Source organism: Solimicrobium silvestre, from assembly GCF_002976435.1.
Lineage (GTDB): Bacteria > Pseudomonadota > Gammaproteobacteria > Burkholderiales > Burkholderiaceae_D > Solimicrobium > Solimicrobium silvestre.
The window spans coordinates 17740-35443 of the sequence record NZ_PUGF01000011.1 but is presented as its reverse complement, the minus strand read 5'-3'; the positions used below and the strand labels follow the sequence as shown (position 1 = coordinate 35443).

Annotated in this window: 18 protein-coding genes; 2 read left to right on the top strand and 16 right to left on the bottom strand. The window is 43.8% G+C overall.

All coding sequences use genetic code 11. The features are described from left to right. Window positions 1–53 precede the first annotated feature (53 nt). The gene (locus tag S2091_RS12280) at window positions 54–3044 is read left to right on the top strand and encodes a hypothetical protein (RefSeq protein ID WP_133166903.1); all 2991 of its coding nucleotides are present in this window, start codon (window positions 54–56) and stop codon (window positions 3042–3044) included. A 94-nt stretch (window positions 3045–3138) separates the two neighbouring features. Here the strand turns inward: S2091_RS12280 and S2091_RS12275 are convergent, their stop codons facing one another. The 16 genes from S2091_RS12275 to S2091_RS12195 all read right to left on the bottom strand — a co-directional run bounded on the left by S2091_RS12275 (window position 3139) and on the right by S2091_RS12195 (window position 16760). After that, on the bottom strand, window positions 3139–4044 hold the full coding sequence (locus S2091_RS12275; RefSeq protein WP_105532238.1) for a type IV secretory system conjugative DNA transfer family protein: 906 nt from the start codon (window positions 4042–4044) through the stop codon (window positions 3139–3141). A 45-nt stretch (window positions 4045–4089) separates the two neighbouring features. Next, window positions 4090–4590 carry a hypothetical protein gene (locus S2091_RS12270; RefSeq protein WP_133166902.1) on the bottom strand — a complete coding sequence of 167 codons (501 nt, stop codon included), beginning with the start codon at window positions 4588–4590 and terminating at the stop codon, window positions 4090–4092. 910 nt (window positions 4591–5500) lie between these two features. Next, on the bottom strand, window positions 5501–5725 hold the full coding sequence (locus S2091_RS12265; protein WP_105532236.1) for a hypothetical protein: 225 nt from the start codon (window positions 5723–5725) through the stop codon (window positions 5501–5503). Then, entirely contained in the window at window positions 5722–6474 is a 753-nt protein-coding gene (locus S2091_RS12260; protein ID WP_105532235.1) for a hypothetical protein, read from the bottom strand. Before S2091_RS12260 ends, S2091_RS12265 begins: the two co-directional genes overlap by 4 nt. Beyond that, on the bottom strand, window positions 6461–7264 hold the full coding sequence (locus S2091_RS12255) for a helix-turn-helix domain-containing protein (protein ID WP_105532234.1): 804 nt from the start codon (window positions 7262–7264) through the stop codon (window positions 6461–6463). Before S2091_RS12255 ends, S2091_RS12260 begins: the two co-directional genes overlap by 14 nt. A gap of 438 nt (window positions 7265–7702) precedes the next feature. Next, on the bottom strand, window positions 7703–8038 hold the full coding sequence (locus S2091_RS23855) for a hypothetical protein (protein ID WP_133166901.1): 336 nt from the start codon (window positions 8036–8038) through the stop codon (window positions 7703–7705). A gap of 434 nt (window positions 8039–8472) precedes the next feature. Further along, window positions 8473–9465, bottom strand: a complete 993-nt coding sequence (locus S2091_RS12245; protein WP_105532232.1) for an SIR2 family protein — start codon at window positions 9463–9465, stop codon at window positions 8473–8475. 224 nt (window positions 9466–9689) lie between these two features. Beyond that, window positions 9690–11072 carry a DUF6438 domain-containing protein gene (locus S2091_RS12240; RefSeq protein ID WP_105532231.1) on the bottom strand — a complete coding sequence of 461 codons (1383 nt, stop codon included), beginning with the start codon at window positions 11070–11072 and terminating at the stop codon, window positions 9690–9692. 104 nt (window positions 11073–11176) lie between these two features. Next, window positions 11177–11584 (bottom strand): hypothetical protein, encoded by a 408-nt coding sequence (locus S2091_RS12235; protein ID WP_105532230.1) that lies wholly within the window; start codon window positions 11582–11584, stop codon window positions 11177–11179. A gap of 100 nt (window positions 11585–11684) precedes the next feature. Then, window positions 11685–12398 (bottom strand): hypothetical protein, encoded by a 714-nt coding sequence (locus S2091_RS12230; RefSeq protein WP_133166900.1) that lies wholly within the window; start codon window positions 12396–12398, stop codon window positions 11685–11687. A 98-nt stretch (window positions 12399–12496) separates the two neighbouring features. Then, entirely contained in the window at window positions 12497–13003 is a 507-nt protein-coding gene (locus S2091_RS12225; RefSeq protein WP_105532226.1) for a hypothetical protein, read from the bottom strand. A 36-nt stretch (window positions 13004–13039) separates the two neighbouring features. Continuing rightward, a complete protein-coding gene (locus tag S2091_RS12220) occupies window positions 13040–13471 on the bottom strand; it encodes a hypothetical protein (protein ID WP_105532224.1) in 432 nt (143 codons plus the stop codon). A gap of 60 nt (window positions 13472–13531) precedes the next feature. After that, window positions 13532–13984, bottom strand: coding sequence for a hypothetical protein (locus S2091_RS12215; protein WP_105532223.1), 453 nt, complete (start codon window positions 13982–13984; stop codon window positions 13532–13534). Window positions 13985–14507: 523 nt separating this feature from the next. Next, window positions 14508–14939 (bottom strand): zinc finger Ran-binding domain-containing protein, encoded by a 432-nt coding sequence (locus S2091_RS12205; protein WP_133166899.1) that lies wholly within the window; start codon window positions 14937–14939, stop codon window positions 14508–14510. Window positions 14940–15122: 183 nt separating this feature from the next. Next, a complete protein-coding gene (locus S2091_RS12200) occupies window positions 15123–16145 on the bottom strand; it encodes a site-specific integrase (protein WP_105532217.1) in 1023 nt (340 codons plus the stop codon). Window positions 16146–16571: 426 nt separating this feature from the next. Next, window positions 16572–16760, bottom strand: coding sequence for a hypothetical protein (locus S2091_RS12195; protein ID WP_105532215.1), 189 nt, complete (start codon window positions 16758–16760; stop codon window positions 16572–16574). A 134-nt stretch (window positions 16761–16894) separates the two neighbouring features. Here S2091_RS12195 and S2091_RS12190 point away from each other — a divergent pair, with 134 nt between their 5' ends. Then, a complete protein-coding gene (locus S2091_RS12190; RefSeq protein ID WP_105532213.1) occupies window positions 16895–17680 on the top strand; it encodes a 5'-methylthioadenosine/adenosylhomocysteine nucleosidase in 786 nt (261 codons plus the stop codon). Window positions 17681–17704: the final 24 nt, after the last annotated feature.

Genomic DNA, 17704 nt, shown 5'->3' with positions numbered 1-17704 from the left:
CCGTCGGAGATGAAACATTCCACGACATATTTTTCGCATTACTCGCGCAACAATTGCAAAAAATAAGTACTGTAATTTTATCCACCGGAAATCAGATAAATAATGCAGATGAATTTTTTTCTAGTTCAGTGAAAGTTCTGGAGTACGCGGCATTCCAAATTGCGTCCGACCTTAAAGCAGGAATAAGATTAGATTCATTTGAAATTTACAAAATTGCGTTGCAATCTGAAATTCCTAGAACTCGGAGCTATGATCATGAACTAAAAACGACCGAGTTTGCCTTTGAACACGCCCTCGGCAGAATATTCGTACACCTTCACATACTGCTTGGCGAATCCCGGATTGAACCAATCAATTCAAGTTCGCTAGAAAATCTATCTATCAATCCATGGTGGAATCCGCAGAGTTGGCTTAAATTTGTCTCCGCCTGGACTCCAAACATAATACCGGCCACCATGTCCGACCAAATCATTGCAAGCTGTATTAAAACACTGAGGGTTGAACGCAGCAACACGTCGACGCTTGCAAACAACAGCCTGGAGTTGGCGCGCCTGGCCCTCGCATTGAAACGCGAGGCAATCGGTCGTGAATGTCTTGTCCTGGCCGCAAGACACACTCTTGGATATGGCTGGCGGAAAGATACTACATTCAGCGAACTGTTTGATGCTATTCAATTTTGTTCGGGTCATGGTGTAGGAAATATTGCAGATTGGTTAAGACGTGTCGCGCCTTTTGTGGACGACGTATTTGATTTTAGCGAGAGGGAAATACGACATATACCCGGTTGGTACGTGAAACTGCTTGCAAAACATGTTCCCGAACGAATTGTCGATGAATTTGAATATCATATGAAGCAGCAAAATTGGGGGATATTGCCCAATATACTTGAAAACTTTGTAGTGCAATCTGATCTTAATTCTGTGGCCGATACCTTTTTTCTAAAATGTCTGGCATCACATGAATGTATCGAAGCTATTGCAAAACGTTCAGAAACCGATACTCGCTTTACTCGACTGCTTGAAGAGCAAAAAATGTATTTTGGTGGCGAACCGATGGCCCCCAGAGATGAATCGTCTACGCCAACTGAACGAAAACCAATTGAAATTGAATACTCAAAATTTCAACCAGATAATTTAAATGAACTTTATATTGAGCTCAAAGACGAGCTTAAAGTCTATGATGCAGATGAGTTCATAAACTCATGGATTTCATACTGGAACGATGCTGGCTGCGGCGTTGAATTAGTTTCGGCATTTGAGCGTTTCTGGGACCGTCACACGGAATTTCCATATTTAATGCGCCGAGCACTAGGAAGGATTTTTTCTCTAAGCCATAAACTACAGGGCGCAAGAAAAGCTTACAAATGGGCAGTCAGAGATATTCGGGCAAACAACCATTGGGCTCGATGGTCGGGAAGACTTGCTGAAGAAAGTCTTAACAAATATGGGCGAATTTACTCTGCGGAATGGCAAACGCTGCTGACAGACACTACCGTTGGCGAGCAAATTGGAGTAAGGGAAAATGGATGGATCATCGTACCTTCTTGTCAGTTAATTTCCTATTTACTCGAAGCAGAACAATCAGACTTGGCATGTCAAATTACGGAGATCATGGTTTCGAGCTTGGAAGATGAGATCAGTCATCTTCCAATATCTCCTCTTCATTGGCAAAAAGTACCCGTCCCAATAGAGCAAATCAGTGCGAGACTTCTGCTGCTCTACTACAAATGGCCGGATCGCTACGTTCGCCGGAGGACATCAATGCAGATCGCGGAGCTATTGAATAATGATATGGATTTCAGACCTCTATATTTGGAACATTTATCGGCTCAAAAGTATGAAACTGATATTTCTGATCTTTTATCTATATTGACGCTAACGGATCAGAACCTATTTTCCGGGGAGGAACTATCGACTGCGATAAAATTTCCATCTATTCTTTCTCGTCAAATTTTGCGAGAACTTGGATACAAGAGCCAAAATGAAAGCACGAGCAAATATTTTTCTGCACTTACGGCTGCCGATTACTCGGATTCAAGTCTAATCACGCGATCACGAGACGGAATTGCACCAGTCTATTTTTCTACAATTAATGGACTTGGACGAAAGCTAAATTATCCGCTCGAAAAGCATCTGACCGCCGAATGGAATTTGATTTCGGCCAGGCAGCCATTTTTGTTTTTTAGCCCATACGATTTTTCTGGCGATTACTTCTATCGCCAAGATCCAATTGCCTGTAGTTTTTCAACAAATGCAGAAACACTATTAACTTCGGCCAGTCTCAGAACACTAGCGTTTGCGTCGGATGCGTATGAACTTTCAACCGAACAGATTGCTCTGTATGCCGCGAATTTACTCCCGTTCAGCAATTTGCTTGGCAAGCTTCTTCCGGCCTCAAAGCCTAAGAATTGGCCTAAATTCGACACTTTCGAAAAAAATGAAGCATTACCTTCGAAGGAAGATTTAGATGATATGTTATACAGATTGTCTTCTACAGATATGGTTATCCTTTGTGCAAATGGACCGGTGTCACGGGAGATTTCTGGCGTAAATTGTGATTTATCAATTTACACCGTGTTTGTCGAAAATGAATACTTCGACGACCCCAAACGTTTGTATTTATCAGCAAGTGGGGCGATCAAATCTGATGAAATCAGCGTATATCCATTGGCAACAAACGCATTTCCCAATTACCTAGGCCGATTTGAAATTGATTTTCTACTAAGAGGACTTTTTCAGCCTGAGTTTTCGATTGGAAACGGTTCTCGTACAATTATTAGCGAAAATGATTCGCTTAGTTATATTTCAGACGACAAGTGCTGCGCCAAATGGAAATATTGGGCTGATAGTTGGTACCCCGTCTTTCCTAAAGATATAGGCCCAGCTTTGGGAACTTATCTTGAAACTCCGAGGAAGGTTTTTGATCAGCTTACACAGGACTTGGATGGCTCAAGTTACATGGTCGCCAATCTAACAATTTTGGATAAGCGGGACTATTTGAGAGAGGGAAATAAAACAGAAATTTACGCGCTTCGATTGTTATAGGGCTCGTATTCCAGTGCGCGAACTGCATCAATGAAGTACGCCTCGAACGAGCCCATAGTTGTATCCATTTGTGCATCTCGTCAATAGCTATTTTTCATAGATCGATTTTAGCTTCTGCGCAATGCAATTTAGTTCCCTGCACTTCTCGAAATCTAATTGAGGAGGCATCTTTCTGAGTTTTTATTGGCCTAACTGACACAAACTTTGTTGAACCATCACCCAGAACAACAGCGGACCCTTTGGGCAAATTAAGAAACATGTTTACGTCCACCAAGTTCCGTTCGGCTTGGCGAATGCTACGTTCGCCTCTTACGATGTCAGCCTGCCCAAGATTACGTTCAATGTATCGTGTCTCGTCATCGACCAAAATATTGCCGGTCATATCAGACAACCATTGCGCAGTTTCAGGGTTTTGAACTCTATAACAGATTTTTACGCGACAGTTCTCTACAATGGCATCGACAACAGCGTCAGGATTCAAATCTTTAGTGCAGTCCCGCAGATCACCAATCGACTGATGCGCTAGTACCATATGTACGCCTTTATCACGGGCAGTTCCTAACGCTTCTAGGGCGGGGCGTGATAGATGGTATTTAACCTCATCCAAAATAATGCAGACCGGTCTTGGGGCCCCGGAGATTCTGTCTCTACGCTCGGCGATCTGAATCAATCGGATCAACAAAATACGTTGGACCGTTTTGACTATATCATTCCGCATTGAACCAACTATATAAAGGCAACCGCCTTCTTCAATGATTTTTTGAAGAGAGATTCCATGACCATTTTGTGCGTTGATGCTAGGCAGTTCCGCCAACTCACGTAACTTGCCTTCGAATTTTTCGGCGTCAGTCATTGTGCCCTGGCGTCTTTCAAATACATCCGCCAAATTCAGGTCATCTTTCGCCATCATCCGCGCCGTTTGTCGAGCTTCTCGTCGGTCAGCGATGCCGAAGAAATCAGCAGCCTCCCCCTTTTCCGTTAGTGAAAATCCTACCTGCAAGGATTCGAATATTTCCTCTTCGTTTGCACCAAAAAATGGATTAAATTACGCACCATTCGGGGCGTTCAGATTGATAAAATAAAACTGCTTTCCGCAACGTTTCGCCGCGGATGAGAGAACATGCGGTGCCCATTCATCGTTTTTCGGATCAAAGAAAAAGACTGCCTCGCCGCGCTCAAGAAATTGCGCTCCCATCAAACCAAGTGCAACGCCTTTGTATGCACCGGTTGTGCCGATCACTTGCAAATGGGGAGCGTTCGTTTCCATCGGTATATTGAGAAAATGTGGTTTGCGATTTTCATTCAATCCCAGAAAAATTCCTTTTTTAAGATTGATGTAACGAGCTGGATCGAAATCGATTGATTTCGGCAAAAATTCTTGAATGTTGCGTACGTCAGTTCGTTTGTTCCGTTCCATCGACGAAGATCGACTAATCCTCGACAGCCCAATTGAAAGCATCGGTATGACATAGCGCGAAAATAGTATTAGTAACGCGATCCCAAGTACCCAGAATCCGCCCCAACCGAAAAGCACCCCATACGGCATTTGCCGACGCCCAGACTGTTCCAATAGTGCATTCAGTATCCCCCAATATATCGGATCTAAAACGGACAAAAATAGAATAAAAAATAGTGCTTTAAATGAAATGCTTCCAATTTTGGTATAGAACATCAAAACCAATGAAAAGGACAAGATGCCAAGGTATTGCAAGACTTCGAAGTGCTGGATATATCGGTCTAATGCGATCCGGGTAAGATCTGATTGTAGTGTTTCAAACATAGTTAGCCTCGTTTAGGATTGATTGATATGCTTTAAAAGCCGCCCAAATTTTTCAGGGGTGCGTCGCACCAAAACCGAAAAATTTCGGAGAGGGACAAGGCAAAGGTTGGCTGCTTATGCCAACCGTCTTGCCGAAGGAAGGCCGGACAAGATCGCCCAAGCGATGCAGACCGGGCACGGGGGGAGCCGCCGAAAAAATTTGGCCCCAGCCAAATTAGCGGCCCCCAGGCCGCGGTTTTCGTGCGGGGGGCACAGCCCCGCGTCCCAGCGCGTTTCGCGCTTGGGCACCCCCTTTGAGCCGCGCCGAAGGACGCGGTCAACAACCCGAAAATCGCGGAGCGATTTCCGGGTTGTGGAGGTGGTGCGTCCAGCACCAATCGTGTCCGTAAGGCACGACGAGTGAGCACAGCTCGCGAGCCCTCCAAAGGGGGTGCCCAAGCGCGGAGCGCGCCGGGGACGCCATGAGACGCACTGGAAAAGTTCCGCACTAGCGGAAAGCTTCCGTACGACCCTAGTCGGCACGCGTAGCGTGAGGAATGCGTCATCCAGTGTGGCGATTGCTTTTGAACTGCTCTTGCATTCGAGCGAAAACCAGAAGCGATGCGAAGAAGCGAAACGATCGATTCGCTACTACGAACGCTACTCAGGTTCGCTATACCTTCGAAAATTAGCGTAATCATTGGCCGCCTCGTTGAACATCAGAAGCGAGATCGGTCATTAGATGCTCCAATTTTTCGTGGAACAATTTCTCATTTTTCTGAACAGATTCTGGGAATCTGTCGATTAGCAAACTGAGGAAATTGATTGCTTTTGCCTTCCGCCTTTCTGCCTCTTTCGCAGCGAGAATTTGGCTTTCAAGTTTGGACCGCTTTTCTTGAAGTTTGTCCAGTGTGCTTTTCATAGAGTGTCCTTTTGAAGTGCAATCGGCCATGCATCGAGGCAGAAAAATTTGAACCTCTGGCGATGTTTTTGTTGAATTGAAACCCGGTCCCCTTTGACCGAAACAAATTCAATTCCAGCAAAGATTCGCTCAACACCAGCTAGGAGTTTTTCAGGGCAAAGATAATGAACTTCATGCCAATGCCCTTTAGCTATCGATTGCAGGTGAGCAGAACAGATTTCTGAATATCGCTTCGTGGTTTTGATATTCAATTCGATCTCAACGGCGACTCTGAATCCTTCAGAGTTCGTCACCAATGCGTCGGGAACTTTGAGATACCCTTTGCCGTGAATCGATCTTTCCGGCACCCAGTCCGTCCAACCATGATCTATTGCGGCCAATCTAGCCTTTTGAGTTTTCAGATGGTGCGTTATAAATGAAGGGTTGGTTTTTCCCAGCTCAAATGGCCTGCAATCAAAGTTTCCACTTAGTGCCACGCCCTGGGTCGATATACCGTAAATTTGGCAAGCCCTTGATCTGACCAGGTGAGTTTCTGTTTTGAGTGAATACTCTTTCACCATCCGCTTTAATGTCCGCCGGGCAGAGCTAAGTGAAGATCCAAGCAGACATGATGTGACGGCGACGTCGGTGTAAATCTCCCCGTCTGAGAGAAATTCAAGTATCAAAGAAACCTTCGCATCTGCTATGGCCTGCTTTTCCAAAAAGCTCATTCTGGGTGGAGGAGTGAATTTAGTTTTACTTGGGCCCATTTTTGAACGCCTCCTTTAACTTCTTGATGCGTTCATGAATTACCTGTTTTTCCAGGCTAGTCTTTGGAACCAGGTCTGCTTTACTTGAAACTGGCCCAACGACTTTCCGGTGCAAACGCGCTTTCTCATATGCCCGACCAGTGTCAGTTCGCTCGATCCCTCTTAGCAGAACTCCCTTGACCCAAGCGACCTTCAGGCGAATCTCGCGATGGGCCATTGCTGCCCGCAATTCATCGAGTATGTATTGATTTGCCTTCGTCTCTTGTGAAGACGCATTGAAAATATCCAAAATCGCAGCACGGTCATCGGGTCGCAATGACTCTGGCCAATCATATGTACTGAGGTCTTGAGCGGGGGCCTCAGAATTAAGCGTAGTAGTGGTATCTTTAAAATCAACAACCACTACTTTGGATGGCAGAGCGCCTCCGGTGCAAAGAGCGATTTCCTTCATCACCGAAAAATCGATGCCCCCTCCATTTTCACATTCCGCCAAACGCTGTTTGCACAGAATTTCTTCGATGCGCGCAATGTCAATTTGACGATGGCAACTTGCACCTGGTGCCCCACCATGCTCGTTTTTAACGGTTTGTAAAATTAGTGACTGTTCCAGCACGCGCAAAGTACGCACGACAGTTCGACGATGCATCGATACGAAAAAGGATAATTTATCGATCGAAATCCAGATGTTTTTGCCAGCCTCATCAGCCAACATCGCGAGCGCCAATAAAACAAATTTGGCGGCATGGTTCAATCGAAGAACCAAAATCATAGAAAGAAGGGCTTTATTCATGATTTGGCCCTCCTTACACCTGCAACCTGTTCGGCCTTCGTTGGTCGGCCACGGCGTCCAGCTTTCGGCGCTGAGGTCGCCGTGGTTCTCATGCCAGGGATGACCTGCGGCTGTCGCTCCCCGGTAGCCAAAAACCGAATCACATCGGCAAGCAAAACATATTGTCGACCTCCGTCTTCCTGACGTACAGTGACTGGAAAACTTCCACGTCTAATACGAGCGCGGATTGTTGGCACCTCATCCCCGAAAATTGGTTCGAGATCACTGATCTTAAGTACTGCCGGACAACAGGAGAGACGATCGCGAATAATCGCGTCAATGTATTCTAAAATTTGCATCTGATACTCCTTGCGGGTTAAGGCAAGGTGCGACGACTAAACAGAGCAAGATGGCGCGCGCACCCAGCCCGAATTCAAAATCCAATTATTTGGAAAAAACTCAGGCGGATGCTACGCGAGGAGGTATAAAAGGGGCAGGAAGGCAACGACTTTTGAAAGACTCGTCGTCGCTTGGGAGCTTAACTACGTAACAGAAAATGAACGAACCGAACAGACGTTCAACTTGTTCGCAAACATCTTTTTCAACACGCTTAGTGTATCTGGAGCATTCATCATGGAATGATTGCGTCATGCCAGCAAATGCCACCCACATGAATCCAGCAAGAAGCGCCGATTGGCAAAGGATTGCAGAATAATGTTGTGGAATCAAATCAATTTTCAACAAGCCCCAGTAGGCAAACATTACTGATAACAGCACGATTGCTGAGCGAAACATGGTACGTCTTAAAGCCGCAAAGTACTTGGAGAAACGGAACAGAGTTGCCCACCCGCCTTGACGCCCTTCAGAGTCAATGCGAAGGCAACTTTCATATGTCCGCTTTAAGTAATCCAGCATAAATGTCGGTTTAAAATTTGGCTGTCAATTTGTGCTTCAAGTTGTGACCATTTTTCTGCAGTAGATTAGGTTTGTCAACGCTTATTTATTTTTTTCATTTCTGAATTATCATGTCAGCGAAATTTATCTGCCCCGTTAACGATATCAGGCGACTATTCAAGGTAACTGGAGATAACAGGAAATAACTAGGTTTGGTTTTCTCTGCCATGTTGGCATTTTATTTAATTTTAGAAATGTGTATCTTTTTAGCGTCGCGATTGAATTTCGCGGCTCATTTCCTATTTCATTGATAAGCTCAGGATAACTAGCGGCAGTCAAGTTCCGAAAAATCGCATCACTTTATTAAATTCGATTGTGTCGCCTCCAAAAATGTCACTTAATTGCCGCCTCGATGCGCCAATGAGCCCATGTTCAAAGGCAACCTCAAGGCTGGTCTCAACACGAATCGAAGCGGTATGAGTTGGATTGGCGATGCGCGCAAGATCGCCACCTTCAGGAGCGATGACAAACATCTTCAATCCATTTTCGTTAATCGCGCGAATGATTACTTCGTTAATATGTTTGTCGCGAAAACCGTAGCCAATTACAAATAATTTTGCGTTCGGCTTATTCAAACACTCTTCGAATTTTTGGTGATACCAGAGAAGAACGGGCGATAATCCTATTTCGCGAATCTTGTTACCACCCATGATAAGCATAGGTGCCCCATGTTTTTCTTTCCAATTTGATGAGCCGTGAAGCTTGAAGTAGGGTTGCATTCTCTCGGCGAGATTGAAATCTTCGCTCGACGGCGTCCAGGATCTTTCCGCCCACGAATTTGGAATCGCAGTGCCACCACTTGGAGCAGGCCGCATACCTGGCAAATCAGATCCGGTCCATCTTCCATTCGACAACAATGTTATGTTTTGGTCGATGTAGTAATGCTCAAGGAGCAAATCCTGATTCAACGTAAAGATGGCATTGAATCGCGTTAGAAAAGTCCCAACCATGCGTTCGCGAGCCTGCTGGAATTCAAAGTCAGGGTGTTCAAGGAAACCACGATTCATATCTTCAAACATCCTGGTGACTGCATTCTGAATGTCTTGCAAATTTTTTGTGTGTTCTTGTGGAGATTTGATGAAATTAGCTTGAACCTCGGCGAGAGCATTTTCAAAGCCACCAGCGGGCTGATTGCGCCATAATAGTTGCTGTAAATGAGAATTGCAGGCAACTTCGGGACAGCCAAGCAAATATTCAAAAGCTTCGCCAGCCAACCACCCTCCCCAGTTTCTGCTGAAACCTGCACCTAATAAAAGAAGATGACTCATTTATCGATCTCCGTATCAATCAAATACAGTTTAATGGCTAGTGCCAATTCAATTCAAAGCATTTCATTTATCGCGAGTTCCATTTGATAATGTCCCTTAAAAAAACATGAAGTTCCGCCAATCTCGGAAATCGCAAGATTGCTTGACCAATGCACGAATTGCCATTTAATCCGAATACGTTGGATTTCAAGGCAATATCGATATTTGCTGTATTAAATAAAAAATTATAACCGCTTAAATGACAAGCCAATGCGATCGATCATATTTTCAAAATCAGTAACATAGCCCGGCATACCATCCCGTTCCCCCTCGTAACTCTCTATCGTATGAATTTCACCCCCGAAATCGATTTTCAAACGATAGGTAGGACCATCGAAGCTTTGATCACGGAATTTTGATCGCAATGACCAGATCTCGGTAGCTTTCATTTCCGAGACCAATTTTTTTACCTCGGAGAGGGGAATGTGGTACCGATGAATCTTTGAGGCATTGGAACCTGCACGATTCCGAAAGATTACCAGTCCCGTTCCAAATATTTCGACCCTATAAGAGGGACAGGAATTCATGCATCCCGCACGATCCAAAGTGATCTGAATTCTATTCAAAGGCACATCTGGCAAGGGAATGTGTCGCTCAGGCCGTTCTTGCTCTAGGACCTGCTCAGCCACCATCGCGGGTACTGGCTTTCCGCCCATCAAAAATGGTTTGTAGCCGTTTCGTGCGATTGAAGTAATCAATTGTTTGCGATTGTCATCTAACACAGTATCTTCGCCAGCCGCGATCGTACTCACATAACAAACAACATTTCCTTTCTCGTCTACCATTGTTGCTAGATGAAAATTCCAGCTACCAGGCGGGCGAGTGTCAAAGGTATATTCAGAAAATGGAGCCATGCCATTTCGATGTAGTGCCACCTCTTCGTCAGATGGGCGATAAGCTGCCAGTTTCTTTCCGTCACACGCTGGAACAGAAAAAGGTTTGGCCGAATCGGTTTTTTGGGCACTAGAGAACTCAATATCCCCTTGTTCCAAAATCCACAGTCGTGTGCGATTGGGCAAAATTGCCGGTTCGTCGAACTTCAAGTCTGATTTTCCTGCGACTTTAAATGTAAAAACAAAATGCAACTTTGCGGCACCTGTCTTGAAAAGCCAGGGAAGGGATTTTGGTCCTATCAAACTATCCGGCGTAGATAAAAACCACCCTGTTGGATTCACTTCAGGTGAAATGTCAGCCACCAGGTGGTAAACCATTTGATCCGCGCTAACCAAATCAATCGACACCTTTGAAATCTTGGTGTCGGGTCTGAATGTACCTGCAAGCTGCCACCTTAACGTGCCTCCGACAAAATTAAAATGTGGATAGACTGAAAAGCCGATCGACTTAATCTGAATTTCCGAAGAGGATTTTAATTGTGTATCTCCCCAGTCAATCAGGTTGTCTCTTGCGGTTCCGTCGATGATTCTTGTGGACTCTCCAAATGATTTTATGCTTGTGATAGTCGGGGAATCTGCATGCGCAGAAAACGGCAAAAGCATAATTACCAGCATCGCGGTAATTTTGCTCAATTTCAGCCATTTCGCCGTAAGTGTTTTTTTAAATTCTGGCATCCGTTATTCCCGATTGGCCCTTGTTATTTTCATGCAAAAGGCGATCGCGCCTATTCAGTTTAATTAATGCCTACTTTGTTCTGTCTGCCGACCAAAAACAAATATCAACTCTGATCGTCGGTCCTGCTTGCGTATCGAGAAATTTCCACTCCAATCCCGGCTTGGGCAATAAGTTTTAATAATTTTGGCGACAAATATGTACTTTCAACAAAATTCTCTTGATACACAACTCCGAAGTCTAGCCGGGCGTCATCGACACCAGGAAAGCAAGCTATCGCCAATATTTCAGAAAGGTTTTTCTCCAAGAAGACGATGGTTTCTTGAATTTGAATTTCAAACTGATCTAAGTCCGCCTGGCTTGCAATATAGTTTGCGCCAGCATTCGAATGAATTCTTCCTTTCAGTAAACGAGGCTCGCCTCTTCGCCATATTCGATTTGCGGCTAGCTTGTTCCGTAAAATCAACGCGTCCACATCCAAACCATCACCAGATACTCGAAAGATACAGCTCATTGGACCTCACTAAAATAGTCACTAATTCAAAAAACGAAATCACTAAAAGTTATAGAATTCGCGCCATCAAGAGATGGATAGGCTTTTATCAAGCGGACAGTTAATGGGCTTGCTTTCCCGCTATTGAGTCTACCTTTTTAAGTTCGCCTCGGTTGTGCCAAACTCGATTTATTATTAAGAAAATGGTCACCGCGAACATGATAAAACTTAATAACTCAAATATGCCAGCCAAATCCATATACCCAATTCTGGACCAGTAGTTCATTGCCACAACGACCTTTGGCTTTGTTGGCATTATCTCGGCAATGTTGTCCAAGAATCGAACCTCTAAAATGTACTTATTGTTTCGAGCTCCGCGAAACTCGCCGATATTCCGAAATTCAAGATTACGACCAGACCATCCTCCTTGACCCATCGTATTTCCGCCTAGTTTTACCTTGTCCCGCGAGAATCCATGGTTTATTTCGTATCCGTCTGAATATAAAATCCATTCAGCATTAAGATGATGATTCAAGTGGCAGTTTTCAGATTCAATGCCGTCTTCAAGAAAACAGTCAACTTTGTCACCGTTTGATAGATTAAATTCAATGCCAATTTTGTAGAGATCGTTCAGATCCACACTAAATTCAGGGGATCGAAAAACATTTGAATTTGAATCAATGGCGAAACGAGTTGGTTCCCAGTTTGGAATTGCTGAAATTGAGATTCCTATAACCCAAAGCGCCACGCTCGTTAGAAGCGTTAAGAGAATTTTTCTAGTCCAGTGAACTGGATTAACTTTTGATAATATTTTGGATAAGGCCAACGATTTCAATGATTACCCTTCTTTAATTTAAGTAATAAGTAATCTGTCAGAAAAGTCCCGTTCAATACCAATTGAAAAAATACGGACCCACAAAGATCAATAACCAATTAGACGGTGGCGTTAATGTCTGAATTGCGCGAACCGTTCCACGATCGTATGCGCACTCTGCCATATTCCCCGACTAGGGCATCGTCCATCAATACCTTACCGTTCTCAATCGTGCTGAAGGCGAGCAACTGATCTCCAATCCACCACGAGGTAAAGAAAATTTCTTCATTCAAAATCTGGGACAAAAAATAAAGTGCGTAATCAGCACCCAAATAAGTTCCATTTCCGACTTGGTCAAAAAAATGACCGTGATAGTAGTCAAATCCGATAGTCACCTCATTATTTTCGGTTGTGACAGTTAATCCACAAACGGCATTTGCCTCAGCTGGCGCAGCTATTTCTAGAGACAGATAATTGGAACCGTCGCTAGCACGTTCAATTTTCTGTAGCATTCTCCATTCCGGAAATAATGAGAACAAGCGGTCCGCAAATGCTTGCGAAAAATCGTCAAGAATATTTTCTGATTCGTCGATCACCATGCCTCCTTCGCCTATTGACAAAACCATCGATCAACTATGTCCCCAATACATTAATAATTTCCATTAACAAAAAAATTTCGGAATATAATTCACGGTTACCATTACGACCAAGTCTGTAAAAAGCGTTGCTACCATTCCCATTGCAACCATTTTAAAAACTGGTTGAATCGACTTTTTTGGGTATTTTTTATGCATAGCGAAAAAGAGTAGTCGCCATTCAATAAAGCGAAAAATAAAAAAGCAAACTAAATAGGCCAAAGTAAATGGCAGCAAGGATTCGACAATTTCTCTCCTTATCAACAGATTCAAGTATCCAAGCGCCAGGCCAAAAGGAACCGCAAAAATCAGACCAATTAAAAATCTGATGCCTCCCCACATTAAACCAAAATCATAAGCATTTTTGACCGGCCCGCTTGCCCCATAGAAACGATAAAAATACCCACACAAAACCGAATACACTGCAAATTTGAGAACCAAATAGAAAAGTATGATCATTGATTTTGCGATGCTCCGAGATTAATCCACGCCATGTAATTTAAGTTGCATCTAAAAATTCTACTCTCGCCCTGTTGAAAGTACGACTTCATCCAAGATCCCATCTAACAGGTTTTTCAAATCATTAGAAAAGACTTCGAGACGTGGATAAGAAGTCACTATTTCAGCTGCCGCTATTGACAACGGTTCGCTCTCACGTTCAGAGCCGAAAGGCCTATTTGCAACCTTCACATAAATTGCTACGCCGCCGCGTTGATTAATCGGGTAAGCGGAGATATGCAAAAGCTCCTCCTTAAGTTTTGCAGGATAACTTTCTTCCCAAAAACCGCCACTTATGTACGCGCTTCGGTCATTTTGTAAAGGGTATTTCTTAAACTCCATTGCCTTTTCGCCCAATAATTTGAGATTAAACCAAGCGCTCCCATGTCCTGAAAACCCATTCTGCTCGAATTGAACAAACAATTCACCAGAGCCGTCTCCCTCGTCCTCAAGCCTTAATTTTAAATATCCCATTCTGTCCTTATATTTTGATCGTCATTTCAGTTCAATTGGACCCACCATTGCCACAACGTGTCCAGAATTTTGCCCAACTTTCTCGTTTAGAAAAAAATACATGGTTAAAGGTCGCTTAATGTTTGGCGAATTCAAAACGTACATTAGTGGAAAATTGATTTGAATACTGCCGCTGGGAGTAACAATAATTGGATAGCGATTCGCAGGAAAGTTTCCGTCAGTAGTGGACGACGAATTGGTTGTTGAAAACTGGGCTATAACAAAATATTTATTGCTTTCGAAGTGCGGTATTTCGTATTTTAGATTAGCCGTAACAACCGAGTCCTGGGTTAAAGAAGAATCGGAATCGTGATCAATCGAAACGAGTTCTAATTTCGATCCATCTGAAAACAAATTAATAAAAAAACTGTTGGGTGAACAGCCCTGCAAAAGCAAAGTAGATAAAAAAAGCAAGATAAATGTTTTTCGACTTATCATTCAAATCCTCAAAAACTGTTTTATGCCAATCGATACGCATTGACAATTAAGTTGCAACAACATGCTGGCTTAATTGAAGCGCTAGGCCAGCAGACAAAAGCATGCCTAGCACGCCGATATAAGCTAAATACTTTTGTTTACTGCGAACACCTGAATAGAAAGCATAGCCACTTGCCCCTACGCCACAAAGCAAAGTAAGTGCTGCCAGAAAATGACTTTCCAACAATAACTGAATTGCCCAAAAAGGACTCCACACAGCAAGAATAGCTGCTGGAATGATTTCAGGAAAAAACAAAAAAATATCGGAACTTGTAAACATATGCACTGCCGGACGATCGTTACCTAGATTTGGCTTTTCTGCTTGGATTTGCTTTCCCGTAGCCATCGCTGGAAATCCGCAGCATTCACATGTCGCAGAGTTCGGCGGATTGGCAGCACTACATTTATGGCAAATCCATGTGTATGAAGGAGTTTTCATTTTCTACTTAATGCAAATTTATATTATTTTTTATGCGGCAAGTCGTTGACACAGCCTTCTGCCAGAGCTTCCAACGGGTCTGTTCGAACCTCCTCATGGATTAAACATTAATTCTTGTCTACAAGTCAACAGTTGTAATTCAATCTGACAACATTCGCTCTATTAAGTCACAACTATTTTTATTCAATGCGATCTGCTAGCTGTAGCAGCCAACTTTACGGCCAGCTTCTCTGCCTGAAGATGTGTATACCTCTTTAGCATCGAAAGGGTCTTATGGCCGGACACAGCCGCTATTTCAAGCACATTCAAGTCACCCCGCTCTGCAAGCCTCGACAGTCCTTCATGTCGTAGATCATGCCATTTGAAATCTTTGACCTCCGCACGAACGCATGCAGCTTTGAATGCCCCGAAAAGCGTCACCCTCTGCAACGGGAAAATCTTCCCCCGAATTGAGACTATCAAATTATCCAAAACCTTCAGCGCATCAGGCGACAATGGCACCGCTCGCTCTTCTCCATTCTTTGTATCCTTCAATAGCACGATTGATCTTTTTCGATCCAAATCCTGCCAGCTCAGCGCCAGCAGTTCGCCCTGGCGCATACCTGTTTCCAATGCAAATTCCATGGCGGGACATAGAAACTTATTCTGACTACGCTTGCATTCCAAATTCAGTCGAAGCCATTCATCATCTGTCAATCGCCTGTCTCGATGCTTTCGCTCCGAAGGTTTTCGAATTTTTCCAACAGGGTTACCTCTTGGAAGGGTGATACCACACTCCATCTCTACAAATTTCAAAATCTTGGAAAGCATGAACAGCTCTTTTCTGACCGTGCTTTCGCCAACCGTTGCAAGTCTTTTGTCCCTATAGTGAGCGACCATTTTAGGATCAAGCGCCGCCAAGGAATATTTACCCAAGTCCCGCTTTAAATGTTCACATTGGAAACGCCATGCCTCTTTCTTGTCGTCCCTCGCCTTGTAGTGAAAAGGGGCGAATTCAGATTTGAAACGATCGATGGCATCTCCAACCGTGTGTCGTTCAGCGTCACTTCTATCGATAAAAACACCCCGGCCAATTTCGGACTCAACCGTGGCTCCCCAAAGCTCGGCATCTGCCCGTGACGTAAAGGTTTTGGATTGAGGTGGGTAGCCCTTTCTACGAACCTGCACTTCCCACTGGTACTCTCCGCGCTTTCTGATGGTAGGCATTCGATTAATCCTCAGTCATTGTGGCAAAAATGTGGCGATAATTAATTCTCACCATCTTAAAATCCACATAAACCGTTGTCAATCAATAAGTTATATCATCAACATTTACATGCCTGGAAAGCGTGTGTAGGTTCATAGCCTACCCGGGGTTCGAATCCCCGTTTCTCCGCCAAAGATGCTGCGAACTATTCCAAGTTTGCCAAGAAGCCCCTAAGAAATCAAAAGCTTAGGGGCTTTTTTACGCCCGTACCGTCTGGGTATGTCCGTTAACAGCCATGGTTTAATAGTCCATTATTTAATCTAGTTGACCAATAACAAAAACAGAATAGACTCAAAAATCCCAAAAATAGTTAAGGAAAAAACCGACTCACTAAAGCTCTGAATACCTAGGACCTTTCCATTCGTCGAGTTATTCCCTGCATTAACTCAAGTTTGACGCTGTGCTTTTAACGTTGCAGCGATTTCCTTTAATGATTGTGCTATTTCCTGCTGAAGCTCGATTGATTTATTTATCTTCCAATACCAACAGACAAGTTCTCTGCAAATCACGAAAATACCTATCGTTATCACAAGAAAAATAACTATCGCCGCAATTCCAGTCGTCACTTGATCCATACCAACTCCTTTATTGTTAAACTCATCAATATTTAATTACTGGCACAAACCATATAGGCTTATTGAATCGACGTCTATACAGATAACATTATTAAATTAAATAAACTATTTTTTAATATACGAATAAACAAGCTATGACAATCGGAATAATGGCCGCGATACACGACGAGATCGCTGAATTAATTGAGGCAATCACTCAACAAGATAAATCGCAAACCCATCACATCGGCATGCGCGACTATTATGTTGGCGAACTTGAAGGCCAAGCTTGTGTGTTGGTGCTGGCGCGTATGGGTAAAGTTGCCGCGTCGGCTACCGCAGTTAGCCTGATCCGAGAGTTTGGCGTAAGCGAAATTTTATTTTCCGGCTTGGCGGGTGGCTTGGCAGAGCATGTTCAAGTCGGTGATGTCGTTGTGGCAGATCGTTTAATTCAGCATGACATGGATGCACGCCCGTTTTTTCCACAGCACGAAATACCGCTATTAGGTGTCACTGAATTTGTAGTGAGCCAATCACTGCGTGAAGAATTACAAACCGCTACGCGTGGCTTTTTTAAACATGATCTTGCCAAAAAAATTTCTGCTGAAAAGTTGGCGCAGTTTGGATTAACTAAACCAGATTTACACGTTGGCATGATTGCCAGTGGTGACCAATTTATTGGTTCAGAAACTGAAGTAGCGCGCTTGCGTAAAACTTTACCGACTGCACTCGCAGTCGAAATGGAAGGTGCGGCGGTCGCGCAAATATGTCATGAACATGCTGTGCCTTGCGCTATTTTACGTACCATCTCAGATCGCGCTGACTCAGAAGCGCATATTGATTTCAATCAGTTTTTAGTCGGTGTAGCGAGTCATTATTCGTGTGGAATTATGCGACGCTTTTTGGCGAATCGAACAAGGGTGAACAATAGCCTTGCGTAACAAAATTTGACCATTAAATCAAAA

Coding starts and splice junctions, on each gene's coding strand:
- S2091_RS12220 (WP_105532224.1), bottom strand. CDS start 13,471: ATGATCATACTTTTCTATTTGGTTCTCAAATTTGCAGTGTATTCGGTT.
- S2091_RS12205 (WP_133166899.1), bottom strand. CDS start 14,939: ATGAAAACTCCTTCATACACATGGATTTGCCATAAATGTAGTGCTGCC.
- S2091_RS12270 (WP_133166902.1), bottom strand. CDS start 4,590: ATGCCGTATGGGGTGCTTTTCGGTTGGGGCGGATTCTGGGTACTTGGG.
- S2091_RS12190 (WP_105532213.1), top strand. CDS start 16,895: ATGACAATCGGAATAATGGCCGCGATACACGACGAGATCGCTGAATTA.
- S2091_RS12255 (WP_105532234.1), bottom strand. CDS start 7,264: ATGAATAAAGCCCTTCTTTCTATGATTTTGGTTCTTCGATTGAACCAT.
- S2091_RS12225 (WP_105532226.1), bottom strand. CDS start 13,003: ATGGTTTTGTCAATAGGCGAAGGAGGCATGGTGATCGACGAATCAGAA.
- S2091_RS12235 (WP_105532230.1), bottom strand. CDS start 11,584: ATGAGCTGTATCTTTCGAGTATCTGGTGATGGTTTGGATGTGGACGCG.
- S2091_RS12260 (WP_105532235.1), bottom strand. CDS start 6,474: ATGGGCCCAAGTAAAACTAAATTCACTCCTCCACCCAGAATGAGCTTT.
- S2091_RS12200 (WP_105532217.1), bottom strand. CDS start 16,145: ATGCCTACCATCAGAAAGCGCGGAGAGTACCAGTGGGAAGTGCAGGTT.
- S2091_RS12240 (WP_105532231.1), bottom strand. CDS start 11,072: ATGCCAGAATTTAAAAAAACACTTACGGCGAAATGGCTGAAATTGAGC.
- S2091_RS23855 (WP_133166901.1), bottom strand. CDS start 8,038: ATGTTTCGCTCAGCAATCGTGCTGTTATCAGTAATGTTTGCCTACTGG.
- S2091_RS12245 (WP_105532232.1), bottom strand. CDS start 9,465: ATGAGTCATCTTCTTTTATTAGGTGCAGGTTTCAGCAGAAACTGGGGA.
- S2091_RS12195 (WP_105532215.1), bottom strand. CDS start 16,760: ATGGATCAAGTGACGACTGGAATTGCGGCGATAGTTATTTTTCTTGTG.
- S2091_RS12215 (WP_105532223.1), bottom strand. CDS start 13,984: ATGGGATATTTAAAATTAAGGCTTGAGGACGAGGGAGACGGCTCTGGT.
- S2091_RS12265 (WP_105532236.1), bottom strand. CDS start 5,725: ATGAAAAGCACACTGGACAAACTTCAAGAAAAGCGGTCCAAACTTGAA.